At 35.8% G+C, this 15,791-nt stretch carries 12 protein-coding genes; 4 read left to right on the forward strand and 8 right to left on the reverse strand.

Annotation, left to right across the window (positions count from 1 at the left end; all coding sequences use genetic code 11):
- Positions 1-199: 199 nt before the first annotated feature.
- Entirely contained in the window at positions 200-901 is a 702-nt protein-coding gene (locus IC221_RS17125; protein ID WP_062619544.1) for an RluA family pseudouridine synthase, read from the reverse strand.
- 33 nt (positions 902-934) lie between these two features.
- On the reverse strand, positions 935-1,753 hold the full coding sequence (panB, locus tag IC221_RS17130) for a 3-methyl-2-oxobutanoate hydroxymethyltransferase (RefSeq protein ID WP_188170141.1): 819 nt from the start codon (positions 1,751-1,753) through the stop codon (positions 935-937).
- A 331-nt stretch (positions 1,754-2,084) separates the two neighbouring features.
- Here panB and IC221_RS17135 point away from each other — a divergent pair, with 331 nt between their 5' ends.
- Positions 2,085-2,873, forward strand: coding sequence for an SDR family NAD(P)-dependent oxidoreductase (locus IC221_RS17135; protein WP_223241417.1), 789 nt, complete (start codon positions 2,085-2,087; stop codon positions 2,871-2,873).
- A 15-nt stretch (positions 2,874-2,888) separates the two neighbouring features.
- On the opposite strand, the gene IC221_RS17140 is transcribed toward IC221_RS17135, so the two are convergent.
- The 3 genes from IC221_RS17140 to IC221_RS17150 form a co-directional block, all read right to left on the reverse strand.
- Positions 2,889-3,617 (reverse strand): LytTR family DNA-binding domain-containing protein, encoded by a 729-nt coding sequence (locus tag IC221_RS17140; RefSeq protein ID WP_188170143.1) that lies wholly within the window; start codon positions 3,615-3,617, stop codon positions 2,889-2,891.
- Positions 3,614-4,681, reverse strand: a complete 1,068-nt coding sequence (locus tag IC221_RS17145) for a sensor histidine kinase (RefSeq protein WP_188170144.1) — start codon at positions 4,679-4,681, stop codon at positions 3,614-3,616. Before IC221_RS17145 ends, IC221_RS17140 begins: the two co-directional genes overlap by 4 nt.
- A 97-nt stretch (positions 4,682-4,778) precedes the next feature.
- Entirely contained in the window at positions 4,779-6,065 is a 1,287-nt protein-coding gene (locus tag IC221_RS17150; RefSeq protein WP_188170145.1) for a DUF1566 domain-containing protein, read from the reverse strand.
- 177 nt (positions 6,066-6,242) lie between these two features.
- Between IC221_RS17150 and IC221_RS17155 the strand changes: the two genes are divergently transcribed.
- From IC221_RS17155 to IC221_RS17165, 3 genes are all read left to right on the forward strand, one after another.
- Positions 6,243-7,925: a DNA polymerase/3'-5' exonuclease PolX gene (locus IC221_RS17155; RefSeq protein ID WP_188170146.1), complete on the forward strand. Its 1,683-nt coding sequence runs from the start codon at positions 6,243-6,245 to the stop codon at positions 7,923-7,925.
- A gap of 203 nt (positions 7,926-8,128) precedes the next feature.
- The gene (locus IC221_RS17160; RefSeq protein ID WP_188170147.1) at positions 8,129-9,748 is read left to right on the forward strand and encodes an ATP-binding protein; all 1,620 of its coding nucleotides are present in this window, start codon (positions 8,129-8,131) and stop codon (positions 9,746-9,748) included.
- Positions 9,745-10,158, forward strand: coding sequence for a two-component system response regulator (locus IC221_RS17165; protein WP_044211161.1), 414 nt, complete (start codon positions 9,745-9,747; stop codon positions 10,156-10,158). The genes IC221_RS17160 and IC221_RS17165 overlap by 4 nt, the downstream gene beginning before the upstream one ends.
- 51 nt (positions 10,159-10,209) lie before the next feature.
- Here IC221_RS17165 and IC221_RS17170 read toward each other — a convergent pair whose 3' ends face one another.
- From IC221_RS17170 to IC221_RS17180, 3 genes are all read right to left on the reverse strand, one after another.
- The gene (locus IC221_RS17170; RefSeq protein ID WP_188170148.1) at positions 10,210-10,653 is read right to left on the reverse strand and encodes a DUF5606 domain-containing protein; all 444 of its coding nucleotides are present in this window, start codon (positions 10,651-10,653) and stop codon (positions 10,210-10,212) included.
- A 364-nt stretch (positions 10,654-11,017) separates the two neighbouring features.
- The gene (rpoB, locus tag IC221_RS17175; RefSeq protein WP_188170149.1) at positions 11,018-14,890 is read right to left on the reverse strand and encodes a DNA-directed RNA polymerase subunit beta; all 3,873 of its coding nucleotides are present in this window, start codon (positions 14,888-14,890) and stop codon (positions 11,018-11,020) included.
- Between the two features lie 222 nt (positions 14,891-15,112).
- A complete protein-coding gene (locus IC221_RS17180; protein WP_188170150.1) occupies positions 15,113-15,697 on the reverse strand; it encodes a TlpA disulfide reductase family protein in 585 nt (194 codons plus the stop codon).
- Between the last annotated feature and the right edge of the window lie 94 nt (positions 15,698-15,791).

A 15,791-nucleotide genomic window follows, 5' to 3' on the forward strand; every position in this document is an offset into this window, starting at 1 on the left:
ATTAAGTTATTCACATTACTAACATTCCATTTTTTGATTTCCAATCATTGATTTTATCCACGAAAACAAGACTTATTCACAATTGCACTTATCAACAGGAGTTACCAACAATAATGTTGATAAAATAAAGAAACCTCTGCATTTCCAATCCTGAAAATACAGAGGTTTTTACCATTATGTGAATAAGTACCTTCTTTTATTAGATACTCGCTGCCATTTCTGTGAAGTTTCTCCACACATCATGATCAGGAAGTTTCGCTGTAAAACGTACAGGCGTTTTTTTCACAGGATGTTCGAATTCCAATTCTCTTGCATGAAGGAAAATCAATTTACCTTTCATGATTCTTTTTGGAGCACCGTATTTCATATCACCAACAATTGGAGAAGCAATGTTTCCTAGTTGTGCACGGATCTGATGTGAACGACCTGTCTTTGGAATTACTTCCAAGCAGTAGTTATCACCCACTCTTCCTAGCATTTGATAATACGTCTCTACATACTTACCACCTTTTTTCTCAGATTGGTAAACGTGTGAACGGTTCTTCTTAGGATCTTTCTTCATCCAGTTGATCATTGTGTCCTCATCGTATTGAGGTTTTTTACCAACTAGAGCGATATATTTTTTTGTAATCTTATGGTCTTGAAAGATCTTCGCCATTCTTTCTGCCGCTTTTGAAGTACGGGCAAAAACAACAACACCACTTACAGGTCTATCCAAACGGTGAACAGGTGCTAAAAATACAGCACCGGGCTTATTGTATTTTTCTTTGATATACTCTTTTACAATATCCAAAAGAGTTTCATCACCTGTTTCATCCCCTTGTACAAGAATACCTGGAGCTTTATTCACAACCACTAAATGATTGTCTTCATAGATGACTTGTGATTGATCGATTTTCATAGTTTCGAAATTTTAGACTAACTCAAAAATGAATTAGTATTGTTCTTTTTCGTTCGGGAAATCTACCGCTTTCACATCTTGAATATAATGCTGAACAGCTTCAGTCATCATACCACCAATGTTGGCATATCTCCTTAAGAAACGTGGTTTAAAGTCTTGTGTAATACCTAGCATATCATGAACAACCAATACTTGTCCATCCACTCCAGAACCAGCACCAATACCGATCACCGGTATAGTCAACTCTTTTGCAACTCTTTCTGCTAATGCTGAAGGGATTTTTTCTAATACTAAGGCAAAACATCCTAATTCTTCTAACAGCTTGGCATCGTCAATTAATTTCTGAGCTTCAGCTTCTTCTTTTGCTCTTACTGTATACGTACCAAACTTATAAATAGATTGAGGTGTTAATCCCAAATGTCCCATCACTGGAATACCAGCTGATAAAATTCTTTTTACAGAATCTTCAATTTCTTTTCCTCCTTCCACTTTTACAGCATGTCCGCCTGACTCTTTCATGATACGGATCGCAGAGCGTAATGCTTCAGTTGAACTACCTTGGTAGCTACCAAAAGGAATGTCCACCACTACAAGCGCACGATCAACAGCGTTGACCACAGAAGTAGCGTGATAAATCATATGATCTAGAGTGATTGGTAAAGTTGTTTCATTACCTGCCATCACATTGGATGCTGAATCACCTACTAAAATAACATCAATACCTGCACCATCAATAATCTTAGCCATCGAATAATCATAAGCGGTAAGCATTGATATTTTCTCACCTCTTGCTTTCATTGCTGCTAATTGATGCGTAGTAACCTTTTTTATATCTGATTTATGGACTGACATTTGATTTTTATGTTAATATGAATTCCTCCAAATATTCCTTCAATTATAACTTTTTACCAGTTGTTGCTGCTAATATTTAAGGACAACAATAAATAATAAAATTAATTTTGATGGGATACTTTTATCTATTTCGAATTGATTTGCAAATATACGAAGTATCTGTTGATTCATAACAGTGATTAAGATCCACTAAACCCCTCTAACGGATGATCTTTGTCTTACTTTTTGTCAATAGTTCAAAATAAAACGAAGAACTATTGAAACTTGAACTTTTGATAACGTATCCTACTTAATTCAGATATAGATTGTATTTTCGGGCATGAATAAAATAATGAGGTTTGAAAATAAGGTTTGTTGGATCACAGGAGCGTCTTCTGGAATTGGAAAAGCAGTGACTTTATTACTAAGTCAGCAATCTCCTAAACTGATTCTTTCTGCTAGAAATCAAGAAAAATTAGAGGAAGTAAAAAAGGATATTGATCCAAAAGTAGAAGTAAGCATTTTACCTTTAGACCTTGCAGATAATAAAGAGGTTTTACATCAAAAAGCAGAGGAAGCTTATGCTATTCATCAAAAGATTGATTGTATTTTTCATATAGGTGGAATCAGTCAAAGAGCAGGTTTTGAAGAGACTTCTTATGCTACTTTTGAGCAAATCTTTAAAGTCAATTTTTGGGGACAGCTTTATCTCACCAAAGCCTCATTACCTTATCTCAGAGAAGTATCAAATCCCATTATAGTTTCCATTAATAGTGTTCAAGGAAAGTTCGGTGTTCCAGAAAGAACTGCTTACTCTTCTTCTAAACATGCACTCTTAGGTTTCTTTGATTCTTTAAGAGCCGAAAACGTCATACCAAATCTTCAAATCACCAATATTCTACCCGGATATGTGAAAACAGACCTTGCCAAAAATGCTCTTTTGGGCGATGGATCTACACAAGGTCATTTAGATGAAGGGAAAGAAGGAATTACGGTTGAAAAAGCGGCTCAAGATATTATAAAAGCAGTCACAAACGGAAAAAGTGAAGTGGTAATCGGCAGACCTAGGGAAAAAATGGCAGTATTAATCAAGCGTTTTTTACCGAAGGTATTTGAAGGATTGGTGAGTAATAAAAAATAACTTGAAGGCAGATATTTACTTCAAGAAATGCTTATTGATAAATTCCTGAAAGCTATCCTTATATTGATCACTCACTGGCAATACCACATCCCCACCAAAATAAATTCTATTTCTACTAATACTCACCATCTCATTCAGATTAACGATATAAGAACGGTGCACTCTCAAGAAGTTTTCTGAAGGAAGAAAATCCATCACTTTCGTTAGACTAAACAAAATCATCAAAGGCTTTCCTTTCACAAGGTGGATTCGGATATAATCCTTCATTCCCTCAATGTATTTTATCTCCTCAAACTTTATTCTGACAATTTTATAGTCGGTTTTGATAAATAGAAAATCGCTCTCTTTTTTTACGGTAGATTCTGTTTCTTCAATAGTTTTTGATTCAGAAAAATATCTTGATTTTGTCTTCTCTAATGATTTTGAAAATACTGGAAAGGAGATAGGCTTCACCAAATAATCAGCCGCATCTACCTGAAAACCTTCTACGGCAAATTCTCTATAAGCTGTCGTGAAAATCACCTTAGGAGGACTAGTTAATGACTTTACAAACTCCATCCCCGAGAGGTCTGGCATATTGATATCGATAAACATCAAATCAACCTCTTCTTCATTCAAAAACTGAATGGCATTGATGGCACTCGTAAATGTTTTTATCAGTTGAAAAGAAGGGATTTTTTCCACATAACTTTGAATTTGTTTCAAAGCCAAGGGTTCATCATCTATGGCAATACATCTTATCATAATGGAATCTTTAGGTTTACTGTAAAAATGTCATTTTCCTGATTAAAATCTAAAGAATAATCATCACCAAACAACAGATCCAATCTTTTTTCTGTGTTCACCAAGCCAATTCCTGACCCTTTATTTTTCTTTTGATGCTGATGTATTCTGTTTGATACAAAGAAATGCATTTGGTGATTGTCAATGGTATATTTTATATGAATAAAAGAAGGTTCATTATAGCTTACACCATACTTAAAGGCATTTTCAATTAATGAAATCGTCAACAAAGGAGGAACTTCTACTTGAGGCAATTCATCAGGAATTTCCACTTTTAAATCAAAGTCATCCATCAAACGCAATTTCATCAAATCGATATATCCTTTTATAAAATTAATCTCTTCTGAAAGCAAACTTTTAGACGATTGGGAATCATAGAGCATATAGTCCATCATCTGAGATAAACTAATGATGGCTTCTTGTGCCTTTTCCTTATCAAAATCAATTAATGCATGAATATTATTTAAAGTATTCATAAAGAAATGAGGGCTGATCTGCGTTTTCAGAAAAGCCATTTTGTTAGCGATGTTTTCCTTCTCTGCCTTTAATTTATTTTGCTCCGATTTCGTCCATTTACTAAAAAATAAAAGACTAGAATCAAATCCAATCAACAGAATACTCAGAATAATAAAATTGGCATAAGGAGGCACAAATTCTTTCTGTCTTATTATCTCATGATGAGGCGGATGCATAGGTGAAAAATGTTCTCTAGGTCTCATCCTTGGCAGGCGTTGATTTTCAAAATAAGTATGCAGATAATACACCACCACCGATAAAGCGATGATACTTATTCCTACAAGAATAAAGTACTTGACCTTTTTATCCTTGAAAAAGAATTTCGGCATATAGTAAAAGTGATTGATAAGATAAACCATCAACAACACTGCATACTCTGCCCAAATTTTCTGAATGTGGCTCCACTTTATTCCATTCTCATAATCCCCAAACAACAAAGGCATAGAGAATAAAAGTAACCATACTAATGTGGTCAGAATAAATGGAACCTGATTAACCTGCTTCTGCATTTTCTTTAAATATCTATATCATAGAACAAAGGGAAATAGGTAAGAAGAAGAAATTACTCTCTTACCTCTTACCTCTTACCTCTTACCTCAAAATACTCTATTCAACATTTCTAACTAATCGAACATAATTATAAATTCTGATTGCATCACCTTGAGGACCAAAACCCTCTTCATAATCTGCCGGATCACCTGTTTTAGGATCACTTCTTTGTGAACCCGCACCATGAATATCTATCCATCCGTTCATATTTCCTAAACTTCTACCAAATGCTACATAAACTGCATTTCCTCCACCTTTATTCGCCATCGACTCGTGGGTAGTACTCGACCAATACCAAGGGAAATCTTCCTCCTCTCTTTCATTGATGATCGTTGTACATTCAAAAACAGGATCAATGGAAGCTGAATTATCTGTGGCTGGCGAACGGTTGTAATCTACAATACTCTGCAATTCTTTTGCATCCGGTAACCTCCAATCTGTATGACCTGCCAACTCACTATTTTCAGCATATTTCAATGCATCTTGCCATAAAATGGCCTCCGTATTATCAGCCGTTGCCCACATCAAACCTGTTGCTTTATCTGTTACCGTTCCATCACCATTATCAGTGTAGTCGTTTTGCCCATAAGTAGCATTTCCTCTTACCAATAAGTAATTAAAAGCCTTATCACCACTTCCATGTGGATTCCTAGTACCGTAACCTTTAATACGACCATCTGCGAAGTTGACACCAAAAACTAACGTTTCTACTTCTTTACTCACATAAATATTGGTTGTTGCACATTGCATATCGATCAATCTTTCACCTGCACTTACATCTCCATAAGCAAACTCAAAAGTATTGTTATCAATAAAAGGCGTTAAACCTGTGCCCGAAGTACTTTCGGGAGCAATATCTTTTCCACTATATAAGATCAATGAGTACATCTCTTTGATGGTAGGTACCCTCCAATCAGAATAGCCTGCATAAGTGAAACCGTTTTCTACTAAAGCCAGGATTTCATTGTAAGTCAGCTTATCATTGACATCAATTGTTCCATCTTCATTATGATCAAAGCTTTGTTGCCACATTAAGCCGGTCACATTATCAGTTACCGTTCCATCGTTATTATCTGTATAAGAAGGTGTATTCCCCAAATAATTCGCATTTTGACCATAAAAGTCGCTTCCTTCCACTTGTAGTGTGGTTGATTGTGAATTATTAAAAAAAGTGGTTTGATTCGTTCCAACAATAGGGTAACCTGAAATATCAGGAAGGTTTTCAATGGGATTTTCGATAATCTCCTCTTCTGTTTCATCCTCTTTAGAGCATGCAGTGAAGCCTAAAAATTGAAAGGCAAGAAATACTGTTAGTAGGCTTAGTTTAAAAATAGATTTGTTCATGATGATTGATCTTTAAGATTAATGTTAATCAAAAATACATTCAACGCTCATGTTCTAGAAGTGTAATCTACCAATTGAAGGTTTTTATCGACGAATTAAAGTTTATTATAAATCAGCCCATCATTCTTCATTAATCACTCTTTTTCTTAACTTTAAACTTCAATTTCAAGACAGATAATGACAAATAAAGATATTATTAAAAAGTTCCGTTTAACTACTTCATTAATGGAACTACACGGTGCTAATCCTTTCAAAACAAGAGCATATAGTTCAGCGATTCAAAGCATGGAAAATGCGGGTACACCATTAATTTCATTAGATCAAGATGGTTTAATTGAAGTTGGGTTATCCAAAACAATGGCTGAAAAACTATTGGTTCTTTTTGAAACAGGAACTTTCAAAGAGTTAGAAGAACTGAAAGAAAAAACACCTGAAGGAGTCATTGAAATGATGGGATTGAGTGGGGTAGGACCTAAGAAAATTGCTACACTCTGGAAAGAATTGGAAATTGATTCTTTAGAGAAATTAAAAGCCGCTTGCGAAGAAAATAAAGTGCAAACATTAAAAGGTTTTGCTGCTAAAACAGAAGCTAAAATTCTTCAACAAGTACTTTTCTTACAGGAAAACCGTAAGAGAATGCATTATGCTAAAGCGGAAGTCGTAGCGAATGATTTTATTGATTTTCTTCAAACTAAAAATATTAAAGTAGCAACAGCAGGTGCTTTGTCATTACATAGAGAAGTAGTTGAAACCTTTCAATTTACAATTGCCGCTGAGAGTTCATCTCGTTTAATTGAAGACCTTAAAGATTACGATGGAGTATCAATTGATCTTGAGAGAAGTATCCCTTTAACGCTTAGAGGAACAATTGGAGAAAATGAGAGTGAGTTAGAAATTTTTGTTGCCTCTCCTGATGAGTTTTTAAAACTATCCTTTCAAAAAAGTGCGACTGTTCAGCACCTTCAATTACAAAAAGAAGGGAACATGTCATTGGCAGAAGTATTGAGAAAAGAAGAAGTAAATTCTGTAAAAGAGATATACGAAAAAGCGGGACTTCCATTTTTCCCTACACCGTTGAGAGAAGGTCTTTTTGATGAAGATTTTGTAAAAAATGGAATTCCAGAACTAGTACAGGATAGCGACCTTAAAGGATCTTTGCACAATCACTCTGATTACTCTGATGGGCAGAATACATTAAGAGAAATGGCTGTTTACTTAAAAGAGCAGGGGTATGAGTATTTGGGTATTTCTGATCACTCCAAAACTGCTTTTTATGCTAATGGTCTGTCTGTAGAAAGAATTGAACAGCAGCACAAGGAAATTGATGAATTAAATAAGGAATTAGCTCCTTTCAAAATATTCAAAGGAATTGAATCTGATATTCTTTCTGATGGAAGTCTTGACTATGATGATGATGTTTTAGCCACATTTGATTTTGTTGTTTCATCCATTCATTCGCCTTTGACCATGACTAAGGAAAAAGCAACCGAACGTCTCATCAAAGCCATTGAACATCCTGCTACAACTATTCTGGGACATCCAACGGGAAGATTATTGCTTCGAAGAGAAGGCTACCCAATTGATCACAAAGCTGTCATTGATGCTTGTGCGAAACATGGTGTTGTCATTGAAATCAACTCTAGTCCATGGCGATTGGATTTAGATTGGAGATGGGCACATTATGCTTTGGAACAAGGTGTAAAACTCTCCTTAAACCCCGATGCCCACGCTGTTGAAGGATACGCTGATATGCATTATGGTTTACTTATAGGTCAGAAAGCAGGACTAACAAAAGACATGACTTTTAATGCACTTAGTCGAGAAGAAATTGAAGCCTATTTTCAATCAAGGAAAAAATAAAATAGTATAATTATTTATATAAAAGCCGAAGTGAATGAAAGTTCATTTCGGCTTTTTTGTATGTAATGTTTCATGAATTTAGTACATAAAAAGTACTTTATAAATAATTGATTTTAACATCTATAGAAATTGTAAGTAGATCGTAGGGGCCCTTTTTAAAAATGAGTATCTTATTGAACTAATTTTAGAGGCCCTTTTATTACATGTTAAAAACAGAAGAAACCAGCAAGTACATTGCTAAATTACCAAGAGGAATTATAGGGGCTACGATTTTTGTAAGTATAGCCCCCCTGATATTACAGCTTACATTTTTTAATTTTGGAAATCCTTCAATTCATCATATCGAAGATTCAGTATTAGACAATGTAAGTGTTCGCTCTCTTATTTTTGAAGAGTATATTGGCTTTTTCGTTCATCTTATATTAGAATGGAGCGGTGTTACTATTGCCCTTTCTACAGCTGCCCTAAGTTTTATTCAATACAAGATGACAGGTAATACAACAGCACCAATCATAGGTATTGTACTCTTCTTTGCAGGATGTATGGATGCCTTTCATACTTTGGCTGCTGCTAATATCATTGAATCCATTGCATTTAATGACAACTTTATTCCATTTACCTGGACCCTTTCAAGAATATTCAATGCAGCAATTCTATTGTTAGGAATAGCACTTGTCATCAACTACAATGATGTAATTCTTAAGTACAGAAAGAACCATATCATGTGGGTAATCTGCTTTATTGTCTTTATTATTACATATGGTATTGTACACTATTGTGCTGTTGCATCTGCTTTGCCTAATACCTATTACCCTAATTTTTGGATCAGCAGACCTTATGATATTATTCCTTTAGTACTCTATGTTATACTTTTTACGATTCTTATTCCAACGCTCAAGAGAAAAGATCCAGGAGTATTTGTTGAGGCACTTTTGTGGAGTATGCTTCCTGCAATTGCAACCCAAATTCATATGGCTGTAGGGTCAGATAGACTTTTTGATGAACATTTTAACATTGCACACTTCTTAAAATCAATTTCATATGTTATTCCATTTATAGGCATAATTATGGACTATATGTATATGTATCAATTAGATCATATAAGGATGGAAGAGATGGAAAAAGCTCAAAAAGTATTACAAGGAAAAAACAAAGAGCTTGAACAGTTTGCCTTTATCACATCCCATGACCTACAAGAGCCTCTTAGAACTATTTCAAGTTTTTCTGATTTACTACAAGAGCAAGATCTATCTCAATTAGATAAGGAATCTAAAAGGTTTATTTATTATATTGGTCAGGCATCCAAAAGGATGTCAATGCTTATTCATGGACTTCTTGAATATTCGAGACTTGGTAAAAACAGAGAATTAAAAAAAGTAAACATTAATGAAATCCTAAGCCATGTTCAAGACGATATGCAAGTTGTCATCGAAGAAACTAATACCATCATTGAATATGTTGATTTACCAGTCGTTTATGGCTATCCACTTGAGTTAAGACTATTATTCCAAAACTTGATTAGTAATGCTATTAAATTTAGAAAACCAACCGAAGCTCCTTTTATCAAAATATCATCTGCTCACATAGACGGTGAATGGATGTTTGGAATCCAAGACAATGGGGTTGGTATAGATGAGAAATTCCGACAGAAAATCTTTATTATTTTTCAAAGACTCACCTCAAAAAGTGATGGTGAAGGTACAGGAATTGGACTAGCCCATTGCCAAAAAATTATTAACCTACACCATGGACAAATCTGGGTAGAATCAGAAGTTGGCGTAGGTAGTACTTTTTATTTTACTATTAACACAGAAGAAGAATGAACCGAGAAAAATTGAACCAAATATTATTAATAGATGATGATGAACCTGTAAATTTTCTTCACGAAATGATCATTAAATCATCAAAGCTAACTGATGCTAAAATCGAAATAAAAATGCTAGCCCAACAAGGGCTTGATTTCCTTAAGAAGCAAATTATTGATGAAGATGAACCTCTATTGATCTTTTTAGATATTAATATGCCTAGGATGAATGGTTGGGAGTTTCTAGATGAGTTCGAAAGTATGCCTTCTGAACTTGTTGATAACACGATTGTAGTAATGCTCACAACCAGTTTAAATCCTGATGATAAAAGCAGAGGGGAGAAGCATCCAGCTGTCAAAAAATTCATGACTAAACCACTAACTAAAGATGGTTTTCAAAATGTATTAGAAGAATTTTTCCCAAATTAAAAGAGGCTTGAAAATCATAGTTTTCAAGCCTCTCCATAGAAAGAATTACTATTACTCAGCAGACGCTTCTTCGTCTTTTGATTCTTCTTCTGTATCTTCTAAAGCTTCAGGGTAGAACTCTGAAAGCTTATTGTACCATGTCACTAATTTTTTAATGTCAGAAGTATAAATACGATCCTGATCCCAGTTAGGTAACACTGAAGTAATGAAGTCTTCTAAATCGTCTTCACTTTTTGTATCTACATCAGTTAAAATACCTACACCAAATTTCGACTTGATCGATTGGAAAACTTCCTCTAAAGCTACTGATTCTTCAGCTTCTCCTGTCACATACATAGAAATCTCTTTTAAAATAGAGATTCTTTGACTTGCGTTCACAATAGTTTTCTTAGGCTTTACTTCTAAAGATTCTACAATTACACCTGTACGTGATGGTTTTACAATCTTAAATAAGCCAGGTTTACCAGCAACTGAAGCAATATCTTTTAAATTCATATTTAATTATTTTATATCATTACATTCATGTTCTCTACGATTTATACAATAATAGAGTTCATGGACTTACCGATTTTTCTTATCAAAAATGCTACGCAATTTAATAAATCATCTTATGATTTCTCAATAAATAGCTGTCATTAATTATTAACCTATGCTTGATTAATGCGTTTTTTCGCAAGTTTTAGGTCATTAGAAATAGATAGTATTATTGTTAAAGCAGTAAATGATCAATTGATGGGAGTAAATATTCAACAAAACACACACAATATCAGAATACTCAAAATGTGAAAAAACCCATGGAGAGAACTCCACAGGTTTTTCATATATACATTTTGGCTTTTTAGTCTTGTCGAGACCAGAATTACTGTAGCGTAATCTCTAGTGCTAAACCGCGAAGTTCGTGCACCAATACGTTGAATGATTCTGGAACGTTTGGATTCGGCATATTGTCACCTTTAACAATTGCCTCGTATGCTTTCGCACGTCCTTGAACATCATCAGACTTCACAGTTAAGATTTCACGAAGTACATTAGCTGCACCGAATGCCTCTAATGCCCAAACTTCCATCTCACCGAAACGCTGACCACCAAACTGTGCCTTACCACCTAATGGCTGTTGAGTAATCAACGAGTAAGGTCCAATAGAACGGGCGTGCATCTTATCATCAACTAAGTGACCTAGTTTAAGCATGTACATCACACCAACAGAAACTCTTTGGTGGAATGGGTCACCTGTTAAACCATCATATAATTGAGCACGACCAAAGTCAGGTAAACCTGCTTCTTTCAATTCTGCTACTACTTCTTCTTCAGAAGCACCATCAAAGATTGGAGTCGCATATTTTCTACCCATTTTCAAACCAGCCCAACCTAGAACAGTTTCATAGATCTGACCGATGTTCATACGTGAAGGTACACCTAGAGGGTTCAAACAGATATCCATTGGAGTACCGTCCTCTAAGAATGGCATATCCTCTTCAGGAACGATCTTCGCAACAACACCCTTGTTACCGTGACGACCGGCCATCTTATCACCTACTTTCAATTTACGACGCTTAGCGATGTAAACTTTAGCAAGCTTCACGATACCTGTTGGTAATTCGTCACCTACTTCTAGTGTAAATCTATCACGCTTGAAGTAACCCGTTACTTCGTTACGAGCATTCACGTAGTTCTTCACAGTTGAACGTACTAATTCGTTGATACGAGTATCAGACGTCCAGTTGTCTAAGATAAGGTCACCGATTAGGTTCACTTCCTCAGGAACTGCATAACTTGAATCATCACGGAATGGGTTCTCTCCAGAGAAGATGTTTTCAGCGATGTTGGCATCAGAGAAAGTAACTCCTTTGCTCATCACTTCTTGACCGAATTTATGGAATACGCCTTCACAAGTCATACCATCCAATAACTCAATCAATTTAGACATCATCTTATTCTCTAAGCCTTTCAAGTCGCGTGAGTATTGCTTTTTCAACAACTCAACTTCTTTCTTAGCTTTAGCACGCATCTCTTTGTCTTTCTTAGGACGAGCAAATAGACGAGTGTCGATTACTGTACCAATTAAAGATGGAGAAGCTTTTAATGAAGCGTCTTTTACATCACCTGCTTTATCACCGAAGATAGCACGTAATAATTTCTCTTCTGGAGTTGGATCTGATTCTCCTTTAGGAGTAATCTTACCAATTAAGATATCACCAGGACGAACACGTGAACCTACACGGATAATACCGTTTTCGTCAAGGTTTTTCACTGCGTCTTCACCAACGTTAGGGATTTCAGAAGTTAATTCTTCCTCACCACGCTTAGTGTCACGCACTTCTAATTCATGTTCAACAATGTGAAGTGATGTATAAACGTCATTACGTACTACACGCTCTGAGATTACAATCGCATCCTCAAAGTTATATCCCTGCCAAGGCATGAAGGCTACTAGTAAGTTTTTACCAATTGCCAATTCACCATTTTCAGTAGAATAACCTTCAGAAAGAACGTCACCTTGTTTTACTCTGTCCCCTTTCTTTACGATAGGGCGCATGTTCATACAAGTATCCTGGTTTGTTCTACGGAACTTCACCAAGTTGTGTGATTTTACATCGTCTTCGAAAGTAGCTAACTTTTCGTCCTCTGTAAGATCATATCTCATATGAATACCATTCGCATCAACTGTATCTACCACACCGTCTTTCTCTGCAAGAACTACAGTACGAGAGTCAATTGCTACGTTTCTTTCCAAACCAGTACCTACGATTGGAGCTTCAGGCTTCAATAATGGCACGGCTTGACGCTGCATGTTGGATCCCATCAATGCACGGTTGGCATCATCATGCTCTAAGAAAGGAATCAATGATGCGGCAATCGATACAATTTGGTTTGGAGCAACGTCCATATATTGGATGTCTTCTGGCGCTTTAAGCGGGAAGTCACCCTCGTAACGTACTTTTACAAACTCTTCAGTGAAGCGGTTGTTCTCATCTAAGTCAGTCTTAGCTTGAGCGATGAATTTATCATCTTCCTCTTCAGCAGAAATATAAGTAACGTTATTGTCTTCAATGTCAACGATACCATCTGTAACTTTACGGTAAGGAGTCTCAATGAATCCCATGCTGTTTACTTTAGCATATACCGTAAGAGATGAAATCAGACCAATGTTTGGACCTTCTGGTGTCTCAATAGTACACAGACGGCCATAGTGAGTGTAGTGAACGTCACGAACCTCGAAACCTGCACGCTCTCTTGATAAACCACCTGGTCCTAATGCTGAGATACGACGCTTGTGCGTTACCTCTGCAAGAGGGTTAGTCTGGTCCATGAACTGAGATAGCTGGTTGGTACCGAAGAACGAGTTAATCACTGATGATAACGTACGAGCATTTACCAAATCAACTGGCTTAAAGTCTTCGTTATCACGAACGTTCATACGCTCTTTAATAGTACGTGCCATACGAGCTAAACCTACTCCGAATTGAGAGTAAAGTTGCTCACCCACCGTACGGATACGACGGTTTGACAAGTGGTCAATATCATCAACTACTGTTTTAGAGTTGATCAAGTGGATCAAGTGCTTGATGATTTTGACAATATCTTCTTTAGTCAGTACGCGCACTTCCATGCCTGTCTCCGACTGTAACTTACGGTTAAGTTTGTAACGACCTACTTCACCTAAATCGTAACGTTTGTCTGAGAAGAACAAGTTGTTGATAATATCACGTGCAGTCTGATCATCAGGAGCCTCAGTGTTACGAAGTTGACGGTAGATTTGGTGTACCGCTTCTTTCTCTGAGTTTGAATTATCTTTTGCTAATGTATCGAAGATGATACGGAAATCGTTGATGTTGATATCTTTTCTATGAACGATCACAGAGTTAACACCTGCATCTTCGATCAATTCAAGATCTTCCTCAGAGATGATATGATCACGCTCTAAGATAACATCGTTACGGTCGATAGAAACTACCTCACCTGTATCCTCATCTACGAAGTCTTCTGTCCATGTTTTAAGAACACGAGCAGCCAATGTTCTATTCTCTAACTGAGCAAGGTTTGTTTTATTTACCTCGATTTCCTCAGAAAGTTCGAATAGATCTAAGATGTCTTTGTCTGATCCATAACCGATCGAACGAAGAAGCATCGTCACTGGGAATTTCTTTTTACGGTCGATATAAGCATACATCACGTTGTTAACGTCAGTTGCAAATTCGATCCATGATCCTTTGAAAGGAATTACTCTTGCTGAGTAAAGTTTAGTACCGTTAGTGTGTTTTGATTGAGCAAAGAACACACCTGGAGATCTGTGTAACTGAGAAACGATTACACGTTCTGCACCATTAACTACAAACGATCCACGAGGAGTCATGTAAGGAATGTTTCCTAAGAACACATCTTGTTCGATGGTTTCAAAATCCTCGTTATCTTCGTCGCTACAAGAAAGCTTTAACTTAGCTTTTAAAGGTACACTAAAAGTCAAACCTCTTTCTACACACTCATCAACAGTGTATTTTGGAGGATCAATTGTATAATCAATAAATTCCAAATTAAAGTTCTCACGAGAATCTGTAATTGGAAAATTCTCCATGAATACTTTGTAAAGACCTTCATCTTCACGTAATTCTGGTGGAGTGTCGATTTGGAAGAAATTGTGGAAAGACTTAAACTGTACATCTAAGAAGTCTGGGTAACCCAGTACTCTTTTTGCTGATGCAAAATTCTTTCTACCGTTCTTGAATGTTGCCAAGGTGGTATTCTTTTTTAAGTTTCAAAAACTATCTGCTTATATGGTATCTCGTACCATCCTAAACAGAGGCGCCAAAATGTAAATTATTGCAAGTAAATAGACTATTTTGCCCGATGCAAATAATATATTTTACATGCAACTTGCAAATATAGACAAAAGTTACTAAAGTCATACTCTTATTGGCATAAGTTTTATCAACAATACTAAATAACTTAAGAAATGTCATTGTATTGTTAGCATATTTATAAAACTATCTGAATAATAGTTTGCTAAACCTTGATGTTTAAAGATTACTTCTCCTTTTTCATTAATTACATAAGTAGAAGGAATGCTATTACTTTGAAAAATGGAAGGAGTAGAGGTGATTCTTCTGTAAATTGGAAAACTATACCCCTTTCTTTTCAAAAATTTTTCGGCTTTCAGCTTATCTTCGTCCACATTCAACATAATAAAAACTACATTATCATCTCCTTTAAAATGCTGATACAGTTTTTCAATACTAGGCATTTCTGCTATGCAAGGGGGACACCATGATGCCCACACATTTAGAAAAACCTTTTTGCCTTTGAATGCTGAAAAGTCTATCCTCTCACCGGATTCAAACTCTTCCAATTTCCAATTATAATCTGTCTTACCAACATATTCTTCAGAAGAAGAGGCATTCATTAACCCTGTCATTAATAGACCTCTCTGTATAAGAGCAGATACTTCTGGTAAGGCTCCTGTAATATAAAGTCCTCCTAAAAGAATAACGAAAAATCCCCATGATTTTAATTCTTTAATGATAGACTGTTTTGAAATATTCATATTCAAAATAATTATTCAAACCGCTTATTCAGTTGTTCCGTAATTTCTAATAAAAAAATACATGTAATGTAGAAACACACATTAGACGTTCTTG

Source organism: Flammeovirga sp. EKP202 (assembly GCF_014534745.1).
GTDB lineage: Bacteria > Bacteroidota > Bacteroidia > Cytophagales > Flammeovirgaceae > Flammeovirga.

Excerpts from the sequence above, each read along its gene's own strand:
- IC221_RS17125 (WP_062619544.1), bottom strand. The coding sequence starts at position 901 with ATGAAAATCGATCAATCACAAGTCATCTATGAAGACAATCATTTAGTG.
- panB (WP_188170141.1), bottom strand. The coding sequence starts at position 1,753 with ATGTCAGTCCATAAATCAGATATAAAAAAGGTTACTACGCATCAATTA.
- IC221_RS17135 (WP_223241417.1), top strand. The coding sequence starts at position 2,085 with ATGAGGTTTGAAAATAAGGTTTGTTGGATCACAGGAGCGTCTTCTGGA.
- IC221_RS17140 (WP_188170143.1), bottom strand. The coding sequence starts at position 3,617 with ATGATAAGATGTATTGCCATAGATGATGAACCCTTGGCTTTGAAACAA.
- IC221_RS17145 (WP_188170144.1), bottom strand. The coding sequence starts at position 4,681 with ATGCAGAAGCAGGTTAATCAGGTTCCATTTATTCTGACCACATTAGTA.
- IC221_RS17150 (WP_188170145.1), bottom strand. The coding sequence starts at position 6,065 with ATGAACAAATCTATTTTTAAACTAAGCCTACTAACAGTATTTCTTGCC.
- IC221_RS17155 (WP_188170146.1), top strand. The coding sequence starts at position 6,243 with ATGACAAATAAAGATATTATTAAAAAGTTCCGTTTAACTACTTCATTA.
- IC221_RS17160 (WP_188170147.1), top strand. The coding sequence starts at position 8,129 with ATGTTAAAAACAGAAGAAACCAGCAAGTACATTGCTAAATTACCAAGA.
- IC221_RS17165 (WP_044211161.1), top strand. The coding sequence starts at position 9,745 with ATGAACCGAGAAAAATTGAACCAAATATTATTAATAGATGATGATGAA.
- IC221_RS17170 (WP_188170148.1), bottom strand. The coding sequence starts at position 10,653 with ATGAATTTAAAAGATATTGCTTCAGTTGCTGGTAAACCTGGCTTATTT.
- IC221_RS17180 (WP_188170150.1), bottom strand. The coding sequence starts at position 15,697 with ATGAATATTTCAAAACAGTCTATCATTAAAGAATTAAAATCATGGGGA.